General features: G+C 66.4%; 17 protein-coding genes, 1 tRNA gene and 1 pseudogene. 5 read left to right on the top strand and 14 right to left on the bottom strand.

Features of this window, described 5'->3' with window-relative positions; translation table 11 throughout:
- Positions 1-42: 42 nt before the first annotated feature.
- From ACIGJC_RS03905 to ACIGJC_RS03890, 4 genes are all read right to left on the bottom strand, one after another.
- Complete coding sequence (locus ACIGJC_RS03905) at positions 43-702, bottom strand: amino acid ABC transporter permease (protein ID WP_483710717.1); 660 nt, start codon at positions 700-702, stop codon at positions 43-45.
- A gap of 106 nt (positions 703-808) precedes the next feature.
- A complete protein-coding gene (locus tag ACIGJC_RS03900) occupies positions 809-1621 on the bottom strand; it encodes a transporter substrate-binding domain-containing protein (protein WP_483710716.1) in 813 nt (270 codons plus the stop codon).
- Between the two features lie 172 nt (positions 1622-1793).
- Positions 1794-2720 (bottom strand): glutamate/aspartate ABC transporter substrate-binding protein, encoded by a 927-nt coding sequence (locus ACIGJC_RS03895; protein ID WP_483710715.1) that lies wholly within the window; start codon positions 2718-2720, stop codon positions 1794-1796.
- A gap of 88 nt (positions 2721-2808) precedes the next feature.
- The gene (locus ACIGJC_RS03890) at positions 2809-4092 is read right to left on the bottom strand and encodes a D-amino acid dehydrogenase (protein WP_483710714.1); all 1284 of its coding nucleotides are present in this window, start codon (positions 4090-4092) and stop codon (positions 2809-2811) included.
- Positions 4093-4250: 158 nt separating this feature from the next.
- On the opposite strand from ACIGJC_RS03890, the gene ACIGJC_RS03885 reads away from it, so the two are divergent.
- Both ACIGJC_RS03885 and paeA read left to right on the top strand, forming a co-directional pair.
- Positions 4251-5225, top strand: coding sequence for a LysR family transcriptional regulator (locus ACIGJC_RS03885; RefSeq protein WP_483710713.1), 975 nt, complete (start codon positions 4251-4253; stop codon positions 5223-5225).
- Positions 5226-5286: 61 nt separating this feature from the next.
- Entirely contained in the window at positions 5287-6624 is a 1338-nt protein-coding gene (gene paeA, locus ACIGJC_RS03880; RefSeq protein WP_483710712.1) for a polyamine export protein PaeA, read from the top strand.
- A gap of 211 nt (positions 6625-6835) precedes the next feature.
- Here the strand turns inward: paeA and ACIGJC_RS03875 are convergent.
- The 6 genes and pseudogenes from ACIGJC_RS03875 to ACIGJC_RS03850 form a co-directional block, all read right to left on the bottom strand.
- Positions 6836-7201, bottom strand: a pseudogene (locus ACIGJC_RS03875) (phosphatase PAP2 family protein); the annotation flags it as partial.
- Between the two features lie 453 nt (positions 7202-7654).
- Entirely contained in the window at positions 7655-8527 is an 873-nt protein-coding gene (locus ACIGJC_RS03870) for a DUF1653 domain-containing protein (RefSeq protein ID WP_483710711.1), read from the bottom strand.
- Between the two features lie 207 nt (positions 8528-8734).
- Positions 8735-8824 (bottom strand) — tRNA-Ser (locus ACIGJC_RS03865).
- A gap of 81 nt (positions 8825-8905) precedes the next feature.
- On the bottom strand, positions 8906-10210 hold the full coding sequence (serS, locus tag ACIGJC_RS03860; protein ID WP_483710710.1) for a serine--tRNA ligase: 1305 nt from the start codon (positions 10208-10210) through the stop codon (positions 8906-8908).
- Positions 10211-10309: 99 nt separating this feature from the next.
- The gene (locus ACIGJC_RS03855) at positions 10310-11650 is read right to left on the bottom strand and encodes a replication-associated recombination protein A (RefSeq protein WP_483710709.1); all 1341 of its coding nucleotides are present in this window, start codon (positions 11648-11650) and stop codon (positions 10310-10312) included.
- A gap of 105 nt (positions 11651-11755) precedes the next feature.
- The gene (locus tag ACIGJC_RS03850; RefSeq protein WP_483710708.1) at positions 11756-12856 is read right to left on the bottom strand and encodes an ABC transporter ATP-binding protein; all 1101 of its coding nucleotides are present in this window, start codon (positions 12854-12856) and stop codon (positions 11756-11758) included.
- Between the two features lie 92 nt (positions 12857-12948).
- On the opposite strand from ACIGJC_RS03850, the gene ACIGJC_RS03845 reads away from it, so the two are divergent.
- Both ACIGJC_RS03845 and ACIGJC_RS03840 read left to right on the top strand, forming a co-directional pair.
- On the top strand, positions 12949-14592 hold the full coding sequence (locus ACIGJC_RS03845) for an ABC transporter permease (RefSeq protein WP_483710707.1): 1644 nt from the start codon (positions 12949-12951) through the stop codon (positions 14590-14592).
- Positions 14593-14780: 188 nt separating this feature from the next.
- The gene (locus tag ACIGJC_RS03840) at positions 14781-15455 is read left to right on the top strand and encodes a hypothetical protein (protein ID WP_483710706.1); all 675 of its coding nucleotides are present in this window, start codon (positions 14781-14783) and stop codon (positions 15453-15455) included.
- A 16-nt stretch (positions 15456-15471) separates the two neighbouring features.
- Here ACIGJC_RS03840 and ACIGJC_RS03835 read toward each other — a convergent pair whose 3' ends face one another.
- Both ACIGJC_RS03835 and ACIGJC_RS03830 read right to left on the bottom strand, forming a co-directional pair.
- Positions 15472-16515, bottom strand: coding sequence for a Fe(3+) ABC transporter substrate-binding protein (locus tag ACIGJC_RS03835; RefSeq protein WP_483710705.1), 1044 nt, complete (start codon positions 16513-16515; stop codon positions 15472-15474).
- A 142-nt stretch (positions 16516-16657) separates the two neighbouring features.
- Complete coding sequence (locus ACIGJC_RS03830; RefSeq protein WP_483710704.1) at positions 16658-17071, bottom strand: hypothetical protein; 414 nt, start codon at positions 17069-17071, stop codon at positions 16658-16660.
- Positions 17072-17294: 223 nt separating this feature from the next.
- Between ACIGJC_RS03830 and ACIGJC_RS03825 the strand changes: the two genes are divergently transcribed.
- Positions 17295-17468 carry a hypothetical protein gene (locus ACIGJC_RS03825; protein ID WP_483710703.1) on the top strand — a complete coding sequence of 58 codons (174 nt, stop codon included), beginning with the start codon at positions 17295-17297 and terminating at the stop codon, positions 17466-17468.
- Here ACIGJC_RS03825 and ACIGJC_RS03820 read toward each other — a convergent pair whose 3' ends face one another.
- Together ACIGJC_RS03820 and lolA are read right to left on the bottom strand one after the other, a co-directional pair.
- Positions 17469-17858 (bottom strand): hypothetical protein, encoded by a 390-nt coding sequence (locus ACIGJC_RS03820; protein ID WP_483710702.1) that lies wholly within the window; start codon positions 17856-17858, stop codon positions 17469-17471. It lies immediately after the preceding gene.
- 8 nt (positions 17859-17866) lie between these two features.
- Positions 17867-18505: an outer membrane lipoprotein chaperone LolA gene (gene lolA, locus ACIGJC_RS03815; RefSeq protein WP_483710701.1), complete on the bottom strand. Its 639-nt coding sequence runs from the start codon at positions 18503-18505 to the stop codon at positions 17867-17869.
- Positions 18506-18552: the final 47 nt, after the last annotated feature.

The following is an 18552-nucleotide window of genomic DNA, read 5'->3' as shown; positions in this document are numbered from 1 at the left end:
GCCAGCCCCGACGGGCTGGCCCTCTTTATTTGACTGGCGTTTTTAGTGCCTGCCCGGCAATGAAAGGCGGCGCTCCAGCACATGCTGCAGCCCCGAAAGCCCGGTGCTCAGCACCCAGTAGATGACCGCCACCGCAAGATAAAGCGGCAACGGCTGGTAGGTCGCCGCAATGACTTCCTGCGCCGTGCGCAGCAACTCCGTCACCGTGATCACCGATACCAGCGAGGTGTCCTTGATCAGGCTGATCAAGCTGTTGGAAAGGCTCGGCACCGCCAGGCGCAAAGCCTGCGGTCCGACCACATAGCGCAGCGTCTGCCCGGGCGTCAGGCCCAGGCTGTACGCGGCCAGCCACTGGCCGCGCGCGATGCCGAGGATCGCGCCCCGCATGCTCTCGGACAGGTAAGCACCCACATTGAGGCTCAGCGTCAGCACACCGGCCGGTGTCGGTTCCAGTGCGATGCCGATGCCCGGCAAGCCGTAGTAGACGACAAAGATCTGCACCAGCAAGGGCGTGCCGCGCATGATGCTGACGTACCCGCGCGCGATGCCCTTCAGGATGGCGTTGTGGCTGATGCCCATCAGCGCCACCACCGTGCCCAGCACCAGCCCGAAGGCCATCGACCAAAGTGCGAACTTGATGGTCAGCAGCGTGCCCTGCAGCAGCACGGGCATGGAATCGGAGACGATCTGGAGAGTGGACATGTGGAGGAGGCGGAAAGAGACGCGCCAATCGTAACGGCCTGCCGGAATGCGCGCAAACCCCGCGCGGCCTCCGGCCGGGCGGGGTACTGGTACTAGCAGGGATTACTTACTTGCCCGGCTTGGTCACGTCCGAACCGAACCACTTCACCGACAGCTTGGTCAGGGTGCCGTCCTTGCGCAGGTCATCCAGCGCATGGTCGATGGCCTGGGCGAACTTCGGGTTGTCCTTGCGGAACGGAATGGCCACCTCGGCACTGGCGCCCGGCACCACCGCGCCAGGGCGCAGCGGCAGGTTGGCGGTCTTGATCAGGTAGTTGACCATCAGCCGGTCGTTGAGCGCGGCATCCACGCGCTGCGCGGCCAGATCGCGCAGGTATTCGGGCGCGCCGGGATAGGTCTTGACGTCGATGCCCGGCACCGACTTGGCCAGGTCGTTGTAGTTGCTGCCCAGGCTCACGCCAAGCTTGTGGCCCTTCAGTTCTTCCAGCGACTTGAATTCGCGCTTGTCATCCTTACGCTGGATGAGCTGCGCGGCGGAATAGACATAGGGGGTGGAGAAGTCCAGCACCTGCTTGCGCTGCGGCGTCACCGAAACCTGGTTGACGATGACGTCGAACTTGCCCGCCTGCAGGCCGGCAATGATGCCGCTCCACTCCGTGGTAACGAATTCCGGCTTCACGCCGAGCTTGGCGGCGACGGCACGTGCCACATCCACGTCGAAGCCGCCCAGCTCGTTGTTGGGAGCGCGGAACCCGAACGGCGGATAGGTACCTTCCAGGCCAATCTTCAGCACGCCGGCCTGTTTGACGGTATCGAGCAGGTCCGCGGCCCTGGCCGCGGTGGCGGTCAGGCCGGCGGCGCCGGCGATCAGCGAGGCAGCCAGCAGGGATTTAAGCCAGCCATGACGAGTCGATCGCATATGTTCTCCAGTGGGATGCGGAATGGCCGGCGGCCTCTTGTATAGGGCCGCCGGCCGGTTGTGCTGCTATGAGCCTATATCGGCGTCAACGCTACCGCAACCGCTATCGATACGGAAATAACGATTCATCATGACTATATAACTGCCAGCCAGCCCTGCCGGTGTTACGTCCCTACTGGAACGCCTTGTCGTTCGGCGCGGCGAACAGCGCCTTCATGTCGGCGGACAGCGGATAGTTCATGTTGATGCCGCGCGGCGGGATCGGCGACATGAACCACTTGTTGTACAGCTTCTCGGCGCGGCCGCTGGTCATCAGGTCGGCCACCACGCCATCGGCCAGCTTCTTGAACGACGGGTCGTCCTTGCGGAACATGCAGGCGTAGTTCTCGGTCTGCAGCGGCGCACCCACCACCACCCAGTCGCCCGCGTTCTTGGCCTTGGTGCGCTCGCCGTACAGCAGCGGCTCGTCCATGACAAAGGCCGCGGCACGGCCGCTTTCCAGGATCAGGAACGACTGGCCATGATCCTTGGTGCTGATCAGGTTCATGTTCATGGCCTTCTCGCCGTTCATCTTGACCAGCAGGCGCTCGCCCGTGGTGCCGGCGGTGGTGACCACGTTGCGATCCTTCAGGTCGGTGAATTCCTTCACGCCCGAGTCCTTCTTGGTCAGCATCTTGATGCCGTACACGAACAGGCTGTTCGAGAACGCCACCTGCTTCTGCCGCTCGAGGTTGTTGGTGGTGCTGCCGCACTCGATGTCGATGGTGCCGTTCTGCACCAGCGGAATCCGGTTCTGCGAAGTGATCGGCGTGAGCCTGACCTGCAGGTTCGACAGCTTGAGGTCGCTCTTCACCTTGTCGACGATCTGTAGCAGGATCTCGTGCGAGTAGCCCATCACCTCCTTGCCGTCCGTGTACGAGAACGGAATCGACGACTCGCGGTAGCCGAGCGAGATCACCCCGCTCTCCTTGATCTTGCGCAGCGTGTCGCCATCCGCGGCGCTGGCCGCGGTGGCGGCGAATGTGCTGACCAGGCTGAGGGCGGTGGCTGCCAGCAGGCGCAGGGGGACCCGCTTGCGGCTAGTGTGCAGTTGCTTCATTTTGGCGCTCCTTCTGTTGAGGGTGCTTGTTGATCGAGGCATTCCATCGAAACCACGTACTGCAATACTGGAAACCGCTGCCGCGCGGCTAGGCGCGCGCGGCGGAAAACTCCTCTGCATTGACCGCGGGCTTGCGGCCGGCGAGCTGGTCGGCCAGCAGTCCCGCACTGCCCATGGCGAGCGTAAAGCCCAGCGCACCATGCCCGAGATTGAGCCACAGGCCGCGAAGCCGTGACGGCCCGACCATCGGCAGGCCGTCCGGCGTGGCAGGTCGCAGCCCGGCCCACGGCTGCAGCTGCGCCAGCGGGATATCGGGCACGATACCGTCAAACAGCGCGCGCGTCTGCGTCACCAGCGCGCCGACGCGCTCCGGATCGATGCGCGCGCCGCCGCGCACCAGGTCGGCCATGCCCGCCACGCGCAGTGTGTTGCCGATGCGCGCATAGACGATCTTGTTGGCGAAATCCGTGATGCTGATATGCGGCGCACGCGCGCCTTCCGCCAGCGGCACGGTGATGCTGTAGCCCTTGAGCGGCCACAACGGCGGCCGCACGCCGAGCGGACGCAGCAGCGGCACGCTGCCGATGCCGCCTGCAACCACCACGGCATCGGCCGGCACCACGCCGGACGCCGTCCGCACACCGCTGATGCGACCCCCTTCCTGTACCAGCCCCTGCACGATGGTGCCGAAGCGCATCGACACGCCGCCGGGCTGTTGTTGCAGCAAGCGTGCCAGCGACAGGCAGAAGCGGTGGCAGTCGCCGACTTCCTCGCTCGGCGTATAGATCGCGCCCGCGATCTCGTCGCGGATGCCCAGCAGCGCGGGTTCCAGCGCCACGCAGGCGTCGCGGTCCAGCGCCTGCTGTTCGCACCCCAGGCTGGCCTGGTAGTCAAGCAGGCGGCGCGCCGTCTCGAACGCGGCGCCATCGCGGTGCACAATCAGTTTGCCGCGCCGCGCAAAATCGAAATCCGTACCCGCCCCCGCCTTGCTGCCTTCGCTGGCCACGAACGCCTGCATCAGGTCGCGCGAGTAGAACGCCAGGCGCAGCAGCTTGCGCGTGGTGGCCTCGCTGGTGGCGGCGTTGCACGCGCGCATGAACGCGGCCAGCCAGCGCCACTGCGCGGGGTCCGCCACGGGCCGGAAGCGCATGGGCGAGTCGCGCCGCAACAGCCAGCCCGGCACCTTGCCCATCACGCCCGGGCCGGCCAGCGGCGCCACATAGCTGTAGCTAAGCTGGCCGCCGTTGGCGAAGCTGGTTTCCTCGCCGGGGCCGTCATGCCGTTCGAGCACGGTCACTTCGTGGCCGTCCTGTGCCAGCCGCCAGGCGCTGGTCATGCCGACCACGCCGGCGCCCACGATCACTACCCGCATTGCCATTCTTCTCGCGTTCGATCCGATGGCAGCAGCGTAGACGAGCGCACGCGGCTTGCCCAATGCCAATACGTGCCAGAATATGTCCTCAGGCTATGGGCCGCCAACGTCCCCCCCGCACCACCGCACCACCGCACCACCGCACCAGCTTCTCCATCATGCGATTGCGACAGATCGAAGTCTTCCGCGCCATCATGCTGACCGGCACGGTCAGCGAGGCCGCGCGCCTGCTCCACGTCTCGCAGCCCGTGGTCACGCGCGTGCTGCAGCATGCCGAGGCATCGCTCGGCTTCCGGCTGTTCGAGCGCGTGCGCGGCCGCCTCCAGGCGACACCCGAAGCCACCGCGCTATATGGCGATGTCGAAAGGCTATATGGCGAGATCGAGCGCGTACGGCGCGTGTCGGAAAGCCTGCGCCACAAGGGTGTCGGCCGCCTGCGCGTGGCGGCCACGCCGAGCCTGGCGAGCCCGCTGCTGGTGCCGGCGGTGCGCGGTTTTTGCGCGCGCTACCCCGATACCCAGGTACAGGTGCTGACCCACCATACCGACGAGATCGTCGGCGCGCTGCTCGCCAACCAGATCGACCTGGGCTTCGCCTTCTCGCCGCCGCGCCATGAAGCCATCACCTGCGAGCCGGTGGCCGTCGGGCATATGCTGCTTGCGGTACCACGCGACCAGCCGCTGCCGGCCGGCGGCCGGCGCCATGTGGTGCCGATGCGCAAGCTGATGGAGCGTCCCTTTGTCGGCTACGACGACAACAGCTCGCTCGGGCTGCTGGTGCGGCAGACACTCGCACGGCATGCGCTGGAGCCGCGCTCCACGCTGGAAGTCCAGACGTATTCGCTGGCGCTGGCGCTGGTGGAAGCCGGCCTGGGCATGGCGCTGCTTGACCAGTACACCGCGCTGAGCGCCAACCCCGGCAAGGTTTCGCTTCATGCGGTGCAGCCCGCGCTGCCGTTTGAAATACAGATGCTGCGCGCGAGCCACCGCGCGGCATCGAGCCTGGTCGACGACATGCGAGCGCAGTTCGCGCAGGTCGCCTCGGCCCTGGCCGCCACCCTGCCCGAGCGGCTCGAAGCGCCCGCCGCCAGCTTCGACGCCACCACGGCTGCCGCATCGCGAGGGCGCGATTGATTGACAGCCGCGCGCGCCCTGCACCATCATCAAGGCGCCCGAACGGTGCCCGTATCCAGCCATGTTCGTACTGATTCTGCTCCTCCTCGTCCTGATCAGCGCCTTCTTCTCGATTTCCGAGATTGCGTTGACGGCCGCCCGCCGCACCAAGCTCCAGATCTTGTCCGAACGCGGCGATCGCCGCGCCACCAAGGTGCTGCTGCTCAAGGAAGAGCCCGGAAACTTCTTCACCATCGTCCAGATCGGCGTGAACAGCGTTGCGATCCTGGCCGGTATCCTCGGTGAAAAGCATGTGTCGGACCTGGTGCTCGCGGGACTGTCGCCCTATATGGAGGTCGGCATTGCGCAGCGCATCGCGAATATCGGCTCGTTCCTGATCGTGACGCTGCTGTTCATCCAGTTTGCCGACCTGATTCCCAAGCGCATCGCCATGAGCTTTCCCGAGGCGTGCGCGCTTGCGGTGATCGATCCCATGCTGATGCTGCTGCGCGTGCTCAAGCCGCTGGTGTTCGTATTCAACGCCGCGGCCGATGCCACGCTGCGGCTGTTCGGCCTCCCGACCAAGACCGTCGAGCAGATCACCACCGAGGACATCGCCGCCATGGTCGATGCCGGCGCCGAGGCCGGCGTGCTGCTCAAGCACGAGATTCGCCTGATCGAGAACGTGTTCGAGCTCGATTCCAAGAGCGTCACGGCGATCATGACGCCGCGCGACGACGTGGTCTACCTGAGCCTGGACGAGACCGCCGACAGCGTGCGGCGCAAGCTTGTCAGCCAGCCGCACGCGCAGTATCCGGTATGCGGGCACGATCTCGACAACGTGCAGGGCTACATCGACTCCAAGGACATCCTGCAATTGCTGCTGGCCGACGAAACCGCGACCGTGATAGGCAATATCGGCAGGCACCATGACAAGAACGTGCTGGTGATCCCCGACACGCTGACCTTGTCCGAAGCCCTGACCCGCTTTCGCGAGATGCACCAGAGCTTTGCCGTGGTGATGAACGAGTACGGCCTGGTGGTCGGCATCGTCACGCTCGACGACATCGTCGGCGCGCTGATGGGGGACATCCTTTATTCAAGCGAAGACGAGCAGATCGTGCGGCGCGACGACAGCTCGTGGCTGGTGGACGGCCTGACGCCGCTGATCGACCTGAAAAAAGCACTTGAACTCGATTCGCTGCCCGGCGAGGACTACGTCGATACCGTGGCGGGACTGGTGATCTACGCGCTCAAGCGCATCCCGAAGAAATCCGAATCGATCACCGTGGCCGGCTTTCGCTTTGAAGTGCTGGACATCGACCATCACAAGATCGATCAGCTGCTGGTGTCGCGTCTGCCGGCCGGGACGACGACAGCCCAGGCGACGCCGCGGCCGCAGCCGGAACCTGGACACTGAGCGCACCCGCCTGGCGATACTGCGCGATCCGTCCGGGCAGGCGGAATGCCACCAGATAAGCGGCGGCCGTCATGACCGTGACCGCCGCGACAGTGCCAAGCTGCCATGCCGGCAAGCGCGCCGGCACATGCAGCGTGATGTAGGCGGTGCCGAGCAGTGCAATCCACGCAAGCCCGAGCACAAACCCGGCCGCTACATCCGACAGCCAGTGCATGCCCAGGTACAGCCGCGACAGGCCGATCGCCGTCACGGCCACGGTGGTCAGTGACAACACCGGGACGCGCACGCGCCACGGCTGGCGCAGGCAGATCAGGAACGCCAGGAAGCCATAGGTCACCATGCTGCTGGTGGCATGGCCGCTGGGGAACGAGTAGGACTCCAGCCCGCTGTAGATGCTGGCCGGACGATGGCGCTGCAGGCCGAACTTGAGCGCCACCACGCACGCGCGCGCACCAAGCAGGGCAACTGCCCAGTACGCCGCGGTGGCCCATGCTCGCCGCCACGCCAGCCACGCAAACACAGCGACGCCTACCGCCACCGAGACCTGTGCGCCGCCAAGCTCGGTGACGGCGATCATGGCGACGTCGAGCCAGCCTTGCCGCGACGCGCGCAGTTGCGCGAATACCGCTTGGTCCAGGACGAACAGCCCCCGCTCCTCGGCAATCCCGTCGACCAGCCAGAGCAGCGCGCCGCCGCATGCCAACAGGACCGCGCCCGCGGCCGCGACGAGCAGCAACTCGGCGGCGTCGCGCTCCAGCACCCGCAGCGTCACCACACGAAACCGCGAAGCGCGTCCGCCCTCGTCGGCAGTACGCCTGGCCAATGCCGACGCGCCCTCGGCGCGCCAGGCATCCAGCCGGCTCACCAGCGGCCGCAGGAGAATGAGCAACAGCGGGACCAGCCAGAACAGCAGCAAGACAGCCAGCGCGAACAGCGCCAGCACGCCGAGCACATTGGCGGGGATCAGCCAGTGTCCGTCACTTTGGAATCCCCGCGCGTCCATGATTGCTCTCGTGTCTCGTGCCGGTATTCAGCCGCCCGCAACGCGCGCAATGTTGGCGCGGGCCAGTGCCTCGCAATCGGCGAAGGCGTCCGTCACGAACAACCGCGGACGCTGTGCCAGCGTGGACAGGAAAGCGGCCCGGCGCTCGCGAAAGGCCTGCATCAGCGCATCGCCCGACAGCCCCGTGCGCGCCGCCAGCAAGGCGCGGTTCTCTTCAAAGACGGCAAGGCTGTATCCGTCGAAATCTTCCGCGGACACGGCGAGTCGGTACAGATCGAGATCGAGCACCGCCGCCGACTCCGCGACGGTGGCCTCATGCGTGCGCGTATCCAGCACGATCTGCGCGGCAAGCGAGACCGTAGCCGCATCGACGCCGGGTGCCATGGTCGGGATCAGCGAGGCCGACGCAGCCTCGTTGTGTTCGCAGCCGGGGACATAGACGGCATCATGGAACAGCGCCGCCAGCGCCTGGGCCGGGTTCAGCATCACGCCGCGGACCCGGGCCTGTTCGAATATTTCCAGCACATGGCGCCGGTCGTGATAGCGACGATAGGGGGCGTCATACAAGGCCAGCACATCGAGTACTGCCCTGCGCGGCAGGAAATCGAGGCAGGCCAATGCAGCGGGCCAGTCCGGCGCAAAGCGCGGCACCGTGCCTTGCGGCGTCGCCACGGGCTCGCTGAAGACGTCCGCGGTACGCACCCACAGCAGCGAACGATCGCGCATCGCTTCATAGACCACCACGGGGGACAGGTCGGCCTCGAAGCGGCCCACGCCGATCACGGCATAGGCACCGCCCTTGTAGTGCCGGTACGGCATGCCGGGCACCAGGTCGGCATCGCGCGGCAGTTCATCGGGATCGCCCTGGAAACGCGGACGATCTGCGGGGGTGGATGTCATCGGCTGCCCTCGGAAATACGGCCCGCTCGGAGCCGGTGAACGCGTACGCATGGGTAGCACTATCGGCTCATATCGATGCCCGGCATAGGGCTTGCGAAAAACCGGCGCACAAAAAACAAAACCGACGCCTGCTTGCGCAAGAGTCGGTCTGAGTTTTACTACAGTTTTCTTGTCTGCCGGTGGTCGAACAATCGGCAGCTTTTTGTTTGGCGGAGAGGGTGGGATTCGAACCCACGGTACCGTCGCCGGTACGCCTGATTTCGAGTCAGGTACATTCGACCACTCTGCCACCTCTCCGGTAACTTGGTCGCCGTGCAGCGAAACCAAGATTATAGACAGATTGAGCCAGCCAGCGCAATAGGCTGGCGTGCAATTTTTTTACAGTTCCGGTTCCAGTCGCGTGGAGCCGCCCATGTAAGGCTGCAGCGCGGCCGGGACGGTGACGGACCCGTCGGCGTTCTGGTAGTTCTCGAGGATGGCGACCAGCGTCCGGCCAACGGCCAGGCCGGAGCCGTTCAGCGTATGGACCAGCTCCGGCTTGCCCTGCCCCACGCGGTAGCGGGCCTGCATCCGGCGCGCCTGGAAATCGCCCATGTTCGAGCACGAGCTGATTTCGCGGTACGTGTTCTGCGCCGGGATCCAGACTTCGAGGTCATAGGTCTTGGTGGCGCCGAAGCCCATGTCGCCCGTGCACAGCACGATGGTGCGGAACGGCAGGCCGAGCTTCTTCAGGATCGCCTCGGCATGGCCGGTCAGCTGCTCCAGCGCGTCGAACGACTGCTCGGCCGGCACCACCTGCACGAGTTCGACCTTGTCGAACTGATGCTGGCGGATCATGCCGCGCGTGTCCTTGCCGTACGAGCCCGCTTCCGAGCGGAAGCACGGCGTATGCGCGACGAAACGCAGCGGCAGCTTGTCGCCCGCGACGATGGCATCGCGCACGATGTTGGTCAGCGGCACCTCGGCGGTCGGGATCAGGTAGAAATTCTCGGTACGCTCGCCATCCTCGCCACCGACCTTGCGCGGCACCTTGAACAGGTCTTCCTCGAACTTGGGCAGCTGGCCGGTGCCACGCATCGACGCGGCGTTGACGATGTACGGCACGTACATCTCAGTGTAGCCATGCTCCTGCGTGTGCGTGTCCAGCATCAGCTGCACCAGCGCGCGATGCATGCGCGCCATGCCGCCGCGCAGCATGGAGAAGCGCGAGCCGGTCACCTTGGCGGCGGTATCGAAGTCGAGGCCGAGCTTGTCCCCCACGTCGACGTGGTCGCGCACCGCGAAATCGAACTGGCGCGGCTCGCCGGCGCGGCGCACTTCGACGTTCTGGGCTTCGTCCTTGCCAACCGGCACGCTTTCGTGCGGCAGGTTCGGGATCGACAGCATCAGTTCCGACAGATTGGCCTGGATTTCCTCCAGGCGCGCGGCGGAGGCCTTGAGCGTATCGCCGATGCCGCCGACTTCCGCCATCACGGCCGAGGCGTCTTCGCCCTTGCCCTTGAGCATGCCGATCTGCTTGGACAGGCTGTTGCGGCGCGACTGCAGTTCCTCGGTCTGGGTCTGCAGTTGCTTGCGCTCTCTTTCAAGCGCCTGGAAGGCCGCTACGTCGAGTTGGAAGCCGCGCGTGGCAAGGCGTTGCGCCACGGCGTCGATGTCTTTGCGGAACAGCTGGATGTCGAGCATGTTGCGGTGTGAAGTGCGGGGCCGGCGACATGCCGGCGGACCCGCCATTTTACTTCACCCGCGCGCCCTGACGCCTCGGAACTGTGCGGGCTTGCCGCCTTATTCGCCGGTTTTTCCCTTGCCGCGGTGCTCGCGGTGCCAGGCGTCGTCCAGTTCGCGCAGATGGCGGAGCTTCTCGGCGATCTTGCCCTCCAGGCCGCGCGGTACCGGCTGGTACCAGCCTTGTGCCTTCAGGTCGTCGGGGAAGTAGTGTTCGCCGGCGGCATAAGCCTCGGGCTCGTCGTGCGCGTAGCGGTAGGCGTGGCCATAGCCGAGTTCCTTCATCAGCCGCGTCGGCGCATTGCGCAGGTGCACGGGCACCTGGCGCGACTTGTCCTTGGACACGAACGCGCGTGCCGCGTTGTACGCGTTGTAGCCGGCGTTGGACTTGGGCGCAACGGCGAGGTAGATCAGCGCCTGGCCGAGCGCGAGTTCGCCTTCGGGCGAGCCCAGGCGCTCATAGGTCTCGGCCGCATCCAGGGTGATGCGCGCGGCGCGTGGATCGGCCAGGCCGATGTCCTCCCACGCCATGCGCACGATACGCCGCGCCAGGTAGCGCGGATCGGCGCCGCCGTCGATCATGCGGCAGAACCAGTACAGCGCGGCATCGGGATCGGAACCGCGCACCGACTTGTGCAGCGCGCTGATCTGGTCATAGAACGCATCGCCCCCCTTGTCGAAGCGGCGCAGGTTCTCGGACAGCGCGCTGCCGAGCAGGGCGGTGTCGATCTCGCTCTTGCCGGCGTTGCGCGCGGCGCGCACCACGATCTCGATATTGTTCAGCAGCTTGCGGCCATCGCCGTCGGCGGAGGCCACGATGAGCTTCAATGCCTCGTCCTGCCAGGTGATGCCGCCCAGTTCCTGGCTGGCGCGCTGCGCGAGCTGCGTCTGCTCGGCATCGTCCAGGCTCTTGAGCACATACACCGCGGCGCGCGACAGCAACGCGCCGTTGACCTCGAACGACGGGTTCTCGGTGGTCGCGCCGATAAAGGTGAACAGTCCGCTCTCCACGTGCGGCAGGAACGCATCCTGCTGGCTCTTGTTGAAGCGGTGGACCTCGTCGACGAACACCAGCGTGCTGCGGCCGTGCGCGCGGAACTGCTCGGCGCGCTCCACGGCCTCGCGGATGTCCTTCACGCCCGACAGCACGGCCGACAGCGCAATGAATTCCGCGTCGAAGGCATCGGCCATCAGCCGCGCCAGGGTGGTCTTGCCCACGCCGGGCGGCCCCCACAGGATCATCGAATGCGGCTCGCCGGACTCGAACGCCACGCGCAGCGGCTTGCCCGCGCCGAGCAAGTGCTGCTGGCCGATCACCTCGTCGATATTGCGTGGACGCAGGCGCTCGGCGAGCGGTTGCCGGGAACGGTCGGAAGAATCGGAAAACAGCGTGTCCGCCACGGTATTCAGGCCTCGTAAATCGCAAGACCACGCGCCCGCTGCAAGGCATCGGCGTGGTGGGCGCCAGCGGCGCCGGGGAACGTGACAGTGTAGACCATTGTCCCGTCAGGCCTGCGCGGCGGCCGGAAACGCCACCACGTCCTCGATCTCCACGCGGATGCCGATCGGCTGGCCGATTACGTGGTCGTGGTGCGACGGCACCAGTGCGAGCACCTTTCCGCCGCCGGCCAGGCGCAGCGTATAGAGGATCTCGGCACCGCGAAACGCCTTGTGCACAACGTCGGCGCGCAGCGGGCTGGCATCGTCGTGCACGATGTCATCGGGGCGAACCAGCACATCGACCGGCGCGCCATCGGGCAAGCCAAGAGGCACCGCGGGGCGCAGCGTGCCCAGTTCCAGCCCGATCTCGCCATTGGCCAGCATGCGGCCCGGCATCAGCACGCCCTGCCCCACAAAGTCCGCCACGAAACGCGTGGCCGGGCGGTGATAGAGTGCATGCGCGCTCGCCCATTGCTCGATTGCACCGCCATGCATCACGCCGATCTCGTCGGCCATGGCAAAGGCCTCGTACTGGTCGTGCGTGACCAGGATCGCGGTGGTGCCCTGCGCCTTCAGGATGTCGCGCACCTCCAGACTCAGCCGCTCGCGCAGGTCGACGTCGAGATTCGAGAATGGCTCGTCCAGCAGCAGTAGTTCCGGCCTTGGCGCAAGTGCGCGCGCCAGCGCCACGCGCTGCTGCTGACCGCCCGACAGCTCATGCGGATACTTGGCGCCGGTGCCGGACAAGCCGACCAGTGCGAGCACTTCCGCCACGCGGGCCGCGCGTTCTGCACGCCCCACGCCTTTCAGCCCGAAGGCAACGTTGTCGGCCACGTTCAGGTGCGGGAACAGTGCGTAGTCCTGGAACACCATGCCAATGCGCCGCTGCTCGGGCGGGACGGCGTAGCCCGCGGAGGACACCAGCGTGCCGTCCAGCGCGATGCGCCCGTCCTGCAACGGTTCGAAGCCGGCAATGGCGCGCAGCACAGTGGTCTTGCCGCAGCCGCTCGGGCCCAGCAGGCAGGCAATGCTGCCACGGGCCAGCCGGAACGACAGGCCATCGACCACGACGTGCCGGCCGAAGGCATGCCGGATGTTGTCGACGTCAAGGACCGGAGCAATGACGGGCGCGCTGGCGCCCGATGGGGTGAAGGAATCGGCTCGCATCCGCGAATTATAGGGACTGGCGCGATGTGGCCCGCACGACGCCCACGTTGCTAGAATGGCCGGCTGTTCCAGTCGCCCAGCGCGCCGTCCGCATGCTACTGCTCCGTCATCGCCGCCTGCATCCGCTGACCCTTGCCGCGCTCGCCATGGCGTTGCTCGTGGCCGTGCCCATCGTGTTCGTGGCCGCCAGCGTGCTGGCTCCGGCCAGCGAGACCTGGCGCCACCTCGTCGACACGGTGCTGGCCGAGTATGTCGCCAACACGCTGTGGCTGCTGCTCGGCGTGGCCTGCGGCGTGCTGGGGCTTGGCGTGACATCGGCCTGGCTGGTGACGACCTACCGTTTTCCCGGACGCGGTCTGATGGAGTGGGCGCTGGTGCTGCCGCTGGCCATGCCGGCCTACGTGGTCGCCTACGCCTACACCGACGCGCTGCAGTTCGCCGGCCCGGTGCAAGCCTGGGTGCGCGCGCTCACTGGCTGGAAGGCGCGCGAGTACTGGTTCCCCGAGATCCGCTCGCTGGGCGGCGCCATCGCGCTGTTCTCGCTGGTGCTTTATCCCTATGTCTACCTGACCGCGCGCGCGGCTTTCCTCCAGCAGACGCAAAACACGCTCGAAGCCGCCCGGCTGCTCGGCCATGGCACGTGCAGCCGCCTGTGGCGCGTGATGCTGCCGCTGGCGCGGCCCGGCATCGTCGCCGGCACCGCGCTGGCGATGATGGAAACACTCGCGGATTTCGGCACGGTCGCCTACTTTGCCATCCCGACGTTCTCGACCGGGATCTACCGCGCGTGGTTCTCGCTCGGCGACAAGACCGCCGCCGCGCAGCTGTCGGCCTGCATGCTGGCCTTTGTCATGGCGATCCTGCTGGCAGAGCGCGCCAGCCGTGGGCGCGCACAGGTCTACGGCAACCAGCGCAGGGCGCCGGCTGACCCGCTCCCCGGCGTGCGTGGCTGGCTGGCGTTGCTCGCCTGCGCGGCGCCGGTGCTGCTGGGTTTCCTGATGCCGGCGCTGATGCTGTGCCGCATGGCGCTGACCGATGGCGATGCGCAGCTCGGCCCGCGCTTTTTCGGCCTGATCCGCAACAGCGTGCTGCTGGCCGGCACCACGGCGCTGGTCGCCGTCGTCATCGCGCTGGCGATCGGTTATGCGGGACGCGCCGCCAACGCCCGTCGCGGCTGGCTGGTGCGCGGACTGACGCGACTCTGCGGCATGGGCTATGCGCTGCCAGGCTCCGTGATCGCGGTCGGCGTGCTGGTGCCGGTGGCGTGGCTCGACAACGCCTTGTCGGGCTGGCTGCAGCAGCAGTTCGGCATTGCGGCCGGCCTGCTGCTGACCGGTGGCATTGCCGCGCTGGTCTATGCGCTGCTCGTGCGTTTCCTGGGCGTCGCGCTGCAGACCGTCAATGCGGGGCTGGGCAAGATCACGCCCAGCATGGACGCCGCGGCCCGCAGCCTTGGCCACGGCCCGGCCGCCACCTTGCGCCGCGTCCATTTGCCGATGCTGCGCGGCAGCCTGCTGACTGCTGCGCTGATCGTGTTTGTCGACGTAATGAAGGAGCTGCCGGCCACGTTCGTCATGCGCCCGTTCAATTTCGATACGCTCGCGGTCCAGGCCTACAACCTGGCCTCCGACGAACGCCTGAGCGAGGCCGCAACGGCGTCGCTGGTCATCGTCGCCGTGGGGCTGTTGCCGGTGGTGCTGCTGTCGCGAACGATTCGCCGGGGCGCGGATTCCTGATTTCCCTCAAGTCCGGAACGCAGGCTGCCGATATCCGGGCTTGGCCGGATCCGGATTCCCTTGATGGCGAACGCGCCTTCTCGCCGCCACGTGAAATTTCCATCGTCCGGGGACAACAGACAAGGCTAAGGGCTGGGCCGGCCAGACGTCGCCACCCACCACGCGGCCACAGATCGCCTTGGGGAATTATGCTGAAGTATCACTTTCTGGTCTTCAAGATGAACCGGCTGGTTGGCAAGGGCAGGCTCAGCAGCGTGGAGGAAGTTTCCCTGGCCGGCCAGCTGGCCGAAATGATCGACTCGCCAGGCACCGCACAGCGCGTGCTCGCCGACCTGGCCGATCATGCCAACCCGCAGATCCGGCGCATCACGATCAACGCCATCCGCCGCTCGCGCCAGTTGAGCGCACCCGGCCTGCCGGCCGTGCTGCTGCGCAGGATGGCCGATGCCGAACCGCTGCTCCGTCATGACGCGGTCGGGATTGTCCTGGACAACAAGATGGATGGCGCCGAGCTGCGCGCGGCGCTGCGACGGCTGGCCGGCAAGGTGCAGTTGCCGCGGGATGCCGACCGCGCCCGCGCCAATCCATCCGATGCCGGACTGGCGGCGCAGGTGCGCGCGCGGCTGGCACTCGACAAGCTGCTGGAAAAGAGCGCGGCCGAGCGCAATGCCGCACTGGCCGCCGGGGCGCTGGAGATCGGCAGCGGCCAGCCCTACGCAGAGGGGACCGTGGGGCACAAGGGCCTGATCCAACGCGCGTTGCGGCGCAAACAGGCCGGCCGGCGCCTCGACAGCAGCGTGAAGCTCACCTTCCGCAAGGTCGAGCCGACCGAGGTGACCGGCAACAAGCGCTTCCTGCTCTGAGAGCCGATCCGAGCGATTACTTGAAGCCCGCGCGGTCCAGCAGTTTCTGGGCCTGCGGCTGGTACTTGCCGAGTTCGCCCACGTTGATGGCATCCGCCTTGAACGGGCCCATGGCCTCGAGCGCGGGATTGGCGGCCTTCAGGCCCGGCACCACCGGCCACTCATTGTTGCCGTCGGCAAAGTAGCGCTGCGCGTCGTCGCTGGCCAGGTATTCCAGGAATTTGACGGCCGCCTCCTTGTTGGGCGCGTGCTTGAGCATGCCGCCGCCGGAGATGTTCATATGCGCGCCCTGGCTGCCCTGGTTCGGCCAGACCACGCCAAGCTTGTCGGCCACGGCCTTGTCCTCGGGCCTGGTCGATTTCATGATGCGGGCGATGTAGTACGTGTTGGCGATGGCCACATCGCATTCGCCGGCGGCCACGGCCTTGAGCTGGTCGGTGTCGCCGCCCTTGGGCGCGCGCGCCAGGTTGCCCACAACGCCGCGGGCCCATTGCTCGGTCCTGGCCTCGCCATCGTGCGCAATCAGGCTCGAGACCAGCGACAGGTTATAGACATGCCCGCCGGAGCGCGTGCACACCTTGCCCTTCCACTTCGGGTCGGCCAGGTCCTCATAGCGGCCGATATCGCCAGGCTTCACGGCCGTCTTGTTGTAGGCAATCACGCGCGCCCGCGCGGAAAAACCGAACCACTCGCCCGAAGGATCGCGGTAGTTCGCAGGAATGCGAGACGCCAGCACCGTTGACTTCACCGGCGCGAACACGCCCGCCTGCTGCGCGCGCCACAGGCGGCCGATGTCCACCGTGATGAACACGTCCGCCGGGCTGTTGGCGCCCTCGCTTCGGATGCGCTCCAGCAGCGGATCCTCCTGTCCTTCGATGCGGTTGATCTTGATGCCGGTCTGCCTGGTGAAATTGGCGTAAAGCGCCTCGTCGGTCTGATAGTGGCGCGCCGTGTAGAGGTTGAGGACCTTTTCCTGCGCGGTCGCGGCAAGCGGCTGCATCAGGACGGCAAGCGCTGCGGACCAGGGCAGCAGACGACAAATAGTGGCGGTGACACGCATGGCTCTTCCCCAGTGATGGCGGCGAACCAGCCCTGGCTCGCCTTGCTTATTCGGATAGAGCCGAAAAAATAATCATTCCCGTTTAGGCGGTCAAATTACATTTGTGTCATGTTTGACGCTGCTCAGGAGCAGCGGTGGGCAACTAGCCGCGACGGACCCACGCCACCTTGCCTGACGTGATGCCGAGCGTGCGGCGCTGCGGGTTGTAGTCCATGGTGCCGGGATACTGCTGGCCATCGCGCTCGCCCAGTCGCCATGCGCAGCCTTGCAGCATTGCGATGGCCTCGGCCTCGGTCTTGCCGACCAGGCTGTCGTCGCCAAGCTTGTCGGCCTGGCAGCCTTCCGGCGAACCCAGCGCGCCCTGCGGGCCTGTCGGGCTGCGCGTGGGGCCTTGGGAGGGTCCCTGGGCCGGGCTGGTAGCCCCTGCGGTCGTGACAGGGCTGGCGCTCCCCGAGGAGGATGCTGATGGCGCCGCCGCGCAACCGGCGCCCAGTGCGCCAAGCGCCGCTGCGAAGGCTAGCGTGTGTAGTGCACGCCGACGAAGGACGGAGAGCATATTCTTTTCCTTGGTCCGATAACTTCAGTCTGTCGCGACCCTTTGTTTCCGCGACCTCTATGGTGGGACAGGGTCGACCGGCATTCAGTTTCCTGGCAAGCCGATCTGAATCTTTTGGGCAGCGACCGCCCGCATGAATCGCCGGCAGTACCATGGCACGTACGGTCGTGCCGGCTGCCCCGGCCGTCCCACTGCTTTTCTCACCAGACGGAGACTGCCTGCCATGGCCATCACCACCAGGGTTCGAAAGAAGAAGCAATATCGCAAAGCCGTACTCAAGCTTCGCACCGCCATCAAGCGCGGCGACGCCGAAGCGATCCGCATCCGGCGCGAGCAACTCAAGGCGCTGCCGGTGCCGCGCCAGCGCTACGCGCACATGGGCAGCACGGCTAGCTGATCAGCCCTTGGCCCGGTCGACCAGGGCCTTCATTGCATCGGCGGGCAGCGGGCCGTGACAGGTCCGCTCGCCGCCGGCTTCGCTGGTGACGAGCCAGACCTTGCCGGGCGCACCAGCGGGATGCAGCACCCAGGCCGGGCCGCGTGCACTGCTGCTGGGCGGCAGGTCTTCCAGCACGCCGGTGCTGGCCGATTGCAGCATGGTCGCGCACTCGTTCGCGGGCACGCGCGTCGCGGACAGGAAGGTCTGGTTGCCGAGCACTTCCGGCAGCGCCGTGTCGGAAGCCCGCAGGAAGGAATCGACATCGAACTTGCCGCCTCCCGTCGTCGCGCAGGCGGACAGCCCGGATACGACAACCAGGGCGGAAAACACCGGTTTCAGTGCAGACATGGCGCGCCTCATTGCTTCATCACGTCGGCGCCCTTGGGCACCGTGAACCGGAACGCATCCGCCGGCAATGGCGGGTTCTTCTGCATCGCAGAGAATGTGAGCAGCGTCGTGTTGCCGAAGGCGTCGCGCAACTCCATCGCCTCAAGGTTGCCGCCCTTGAAGCCGATGCCGATGCGTTCGAACTGCGTGTCCTTCGACTTGGGCGTCATTTCCAGCCACTCCACGCCGTCGCGCGTGGGGCCGTTCTTCACGGTGAAGTTCTTCTCGAAGTCGTTGCTGCCGAACAGGATGGCCGCCGGGCTGGAGCCCAGCGCGCCGTCAAGCTTGCGCTCGGTGACCTGGTTCAGGTCCTTGTCGTAGATGTAGAGCGTCTGGCCGTCAGCCTGCAGCAATTGCTCGTAGGGCTTGGCGTAATGCCAGGTGAACTTGCCCGGGCGCGAGAACACAAAGCTGCCGCTCGATGTGCCGGTAACTTTGAGCGTGTCGCCCTGTCCCTTGACCTGGCGCTGCGTGAATTCGCCCTTCGCGCTTTTGACGCCGGAAACGAAGCTGTGGAGCTGGTCGGTGGCGGCGGCCAGGGCCGTGGGCATGTGCAGGGCAAATACGGCCAGCGCTGCGCAGGCCGACACGAGAATGCGATTTCGCATGTATCAGATCCTTGCTGATGGAAGAGGCGCCGCACCGCCTGCGTATC

The sequence above is a fragment of the Cupriavidus sp. C3SS-1 genome (assembly GCF_057073755.1).
Note: the sequence above shows the minus strand (reverse complement) of the source record. Positions and strands in the feature narration are given on the sequence as shown.

Bases quoted from the DNA above. Each gene is read 5' to 3' on its own strand.
- ACIGJC_RS03830 (WP_483710704.1), bottom strand. From the start codon at position 17,071: ATGCTCTCCGTCCTTCGTCGGCGTGCACTACACACGCTAGCCTTCGCA.
- serS (WP_483710710.1), bottom strand. From the start codon at position 10,210: ATGCTCGACATCCAGCTGTTCCGCAAAGACATCGACGCCGTGGCGCAA.
- lolA (WP_483710701.1), bottom strand. From the start codon at position 18,505: ATGCGAAATCGCATTCTCGTGTCGGCCTGCGCAGCGCTGGCCGTATTT.
- ACIGJC_RS03895 (WP_483710715.1), bottom strand. From the start codon at position 2,720: ATGAAGCAACTGCACACTAGCCGCAAGCGGGTCCCCCTGCGCCTGCTG.
- ACIGJC_RS03845 (WP_483710707.1), top strand. From the start codon at position 12,949: ATGCTACTGCTCCGTCATCGCCGCCTGCATCCGCTGACCCTTGCCGCG.
- paeA (WP_483710712.1), top strand. From the start codon at position 5,287: ATGTTCGTACTGATTCTGCTCCTCCTCGTCCTGATCAGCGCCTTCTTC.
- ACIGJC_RS03890 (WP_483710714.1), bottom strand. From the start codon at position 4,092: ATGCGGGTAGTGATCGTGGGCGCCGGCGTGGTCGGCATGACCAGCGCC.
- ACIGJC_RS03835 (WP_483710705.1), bottom strand. From the start codon at position 16,515: ATGCGTGTCACCGCCACTATTTGTCGTCTGCTGCCCTGGTCCGCAGCG.
- ACIGJC_RS03900 (WP_483710716.1), bottom strand. From the start codon at position 1,621: ATGCGATCGACTCGTCATGGCTGGCTTAAATCCCTGCTGGCTGCCTCG.
- ACIGJC_RS03885 (WP_483710713.1), top strand. From the start codon at position 4,251: ATGCGATTGCGACAGATCGAAGTCTTCCGCGCCATCATGCTGACCGGC.
- ACIGJC_RS03870 (WP_483710711.1), bottom strand. From the start codon at position 8,527: ATGACATCCACCCCCGCAGATCGTCCGCGTTTCCAGGGCGATCCCGAT.
- ACIGJC_RS03850 (WP_483710708.1), bottom strand. From the start codon at position 12,856: ATGCGAGCCGATTCCTTCACCCCATCGGGCGCCAGCGCGCCCGTCATT.
- ACIGJC_RS03825 (WP_483710703.1), top strand. From the start codon at position 17,295: ATGGCCATCACCACCAGGGTTCGAAAGAAGAAGCAATATCGCAAAGCC.
- ACIGJC_RS03905 (WP_483710717.1), bottom strand. From the start codon at position 702: ATGTCCACTCTCCAGATCGTCTCCGATTCCATGCCCGTGCTGCTGCAG.
- ACIGJC_RS03840 (WP_483710706.1), top strand. From the start codon at position 14,781: ATGCTGAAGTATCACTTTCTGGTCTTCAAGATGAACCGGCTGGTTGGC.
- ACIGJC_RS03820 (WP_483710702.1), bottom strand. From the start codon at position 17,858: ATGTCTGCACTGAAACCGGTGTTTTCCGCCCTGGTTGTCGTATCCGGG.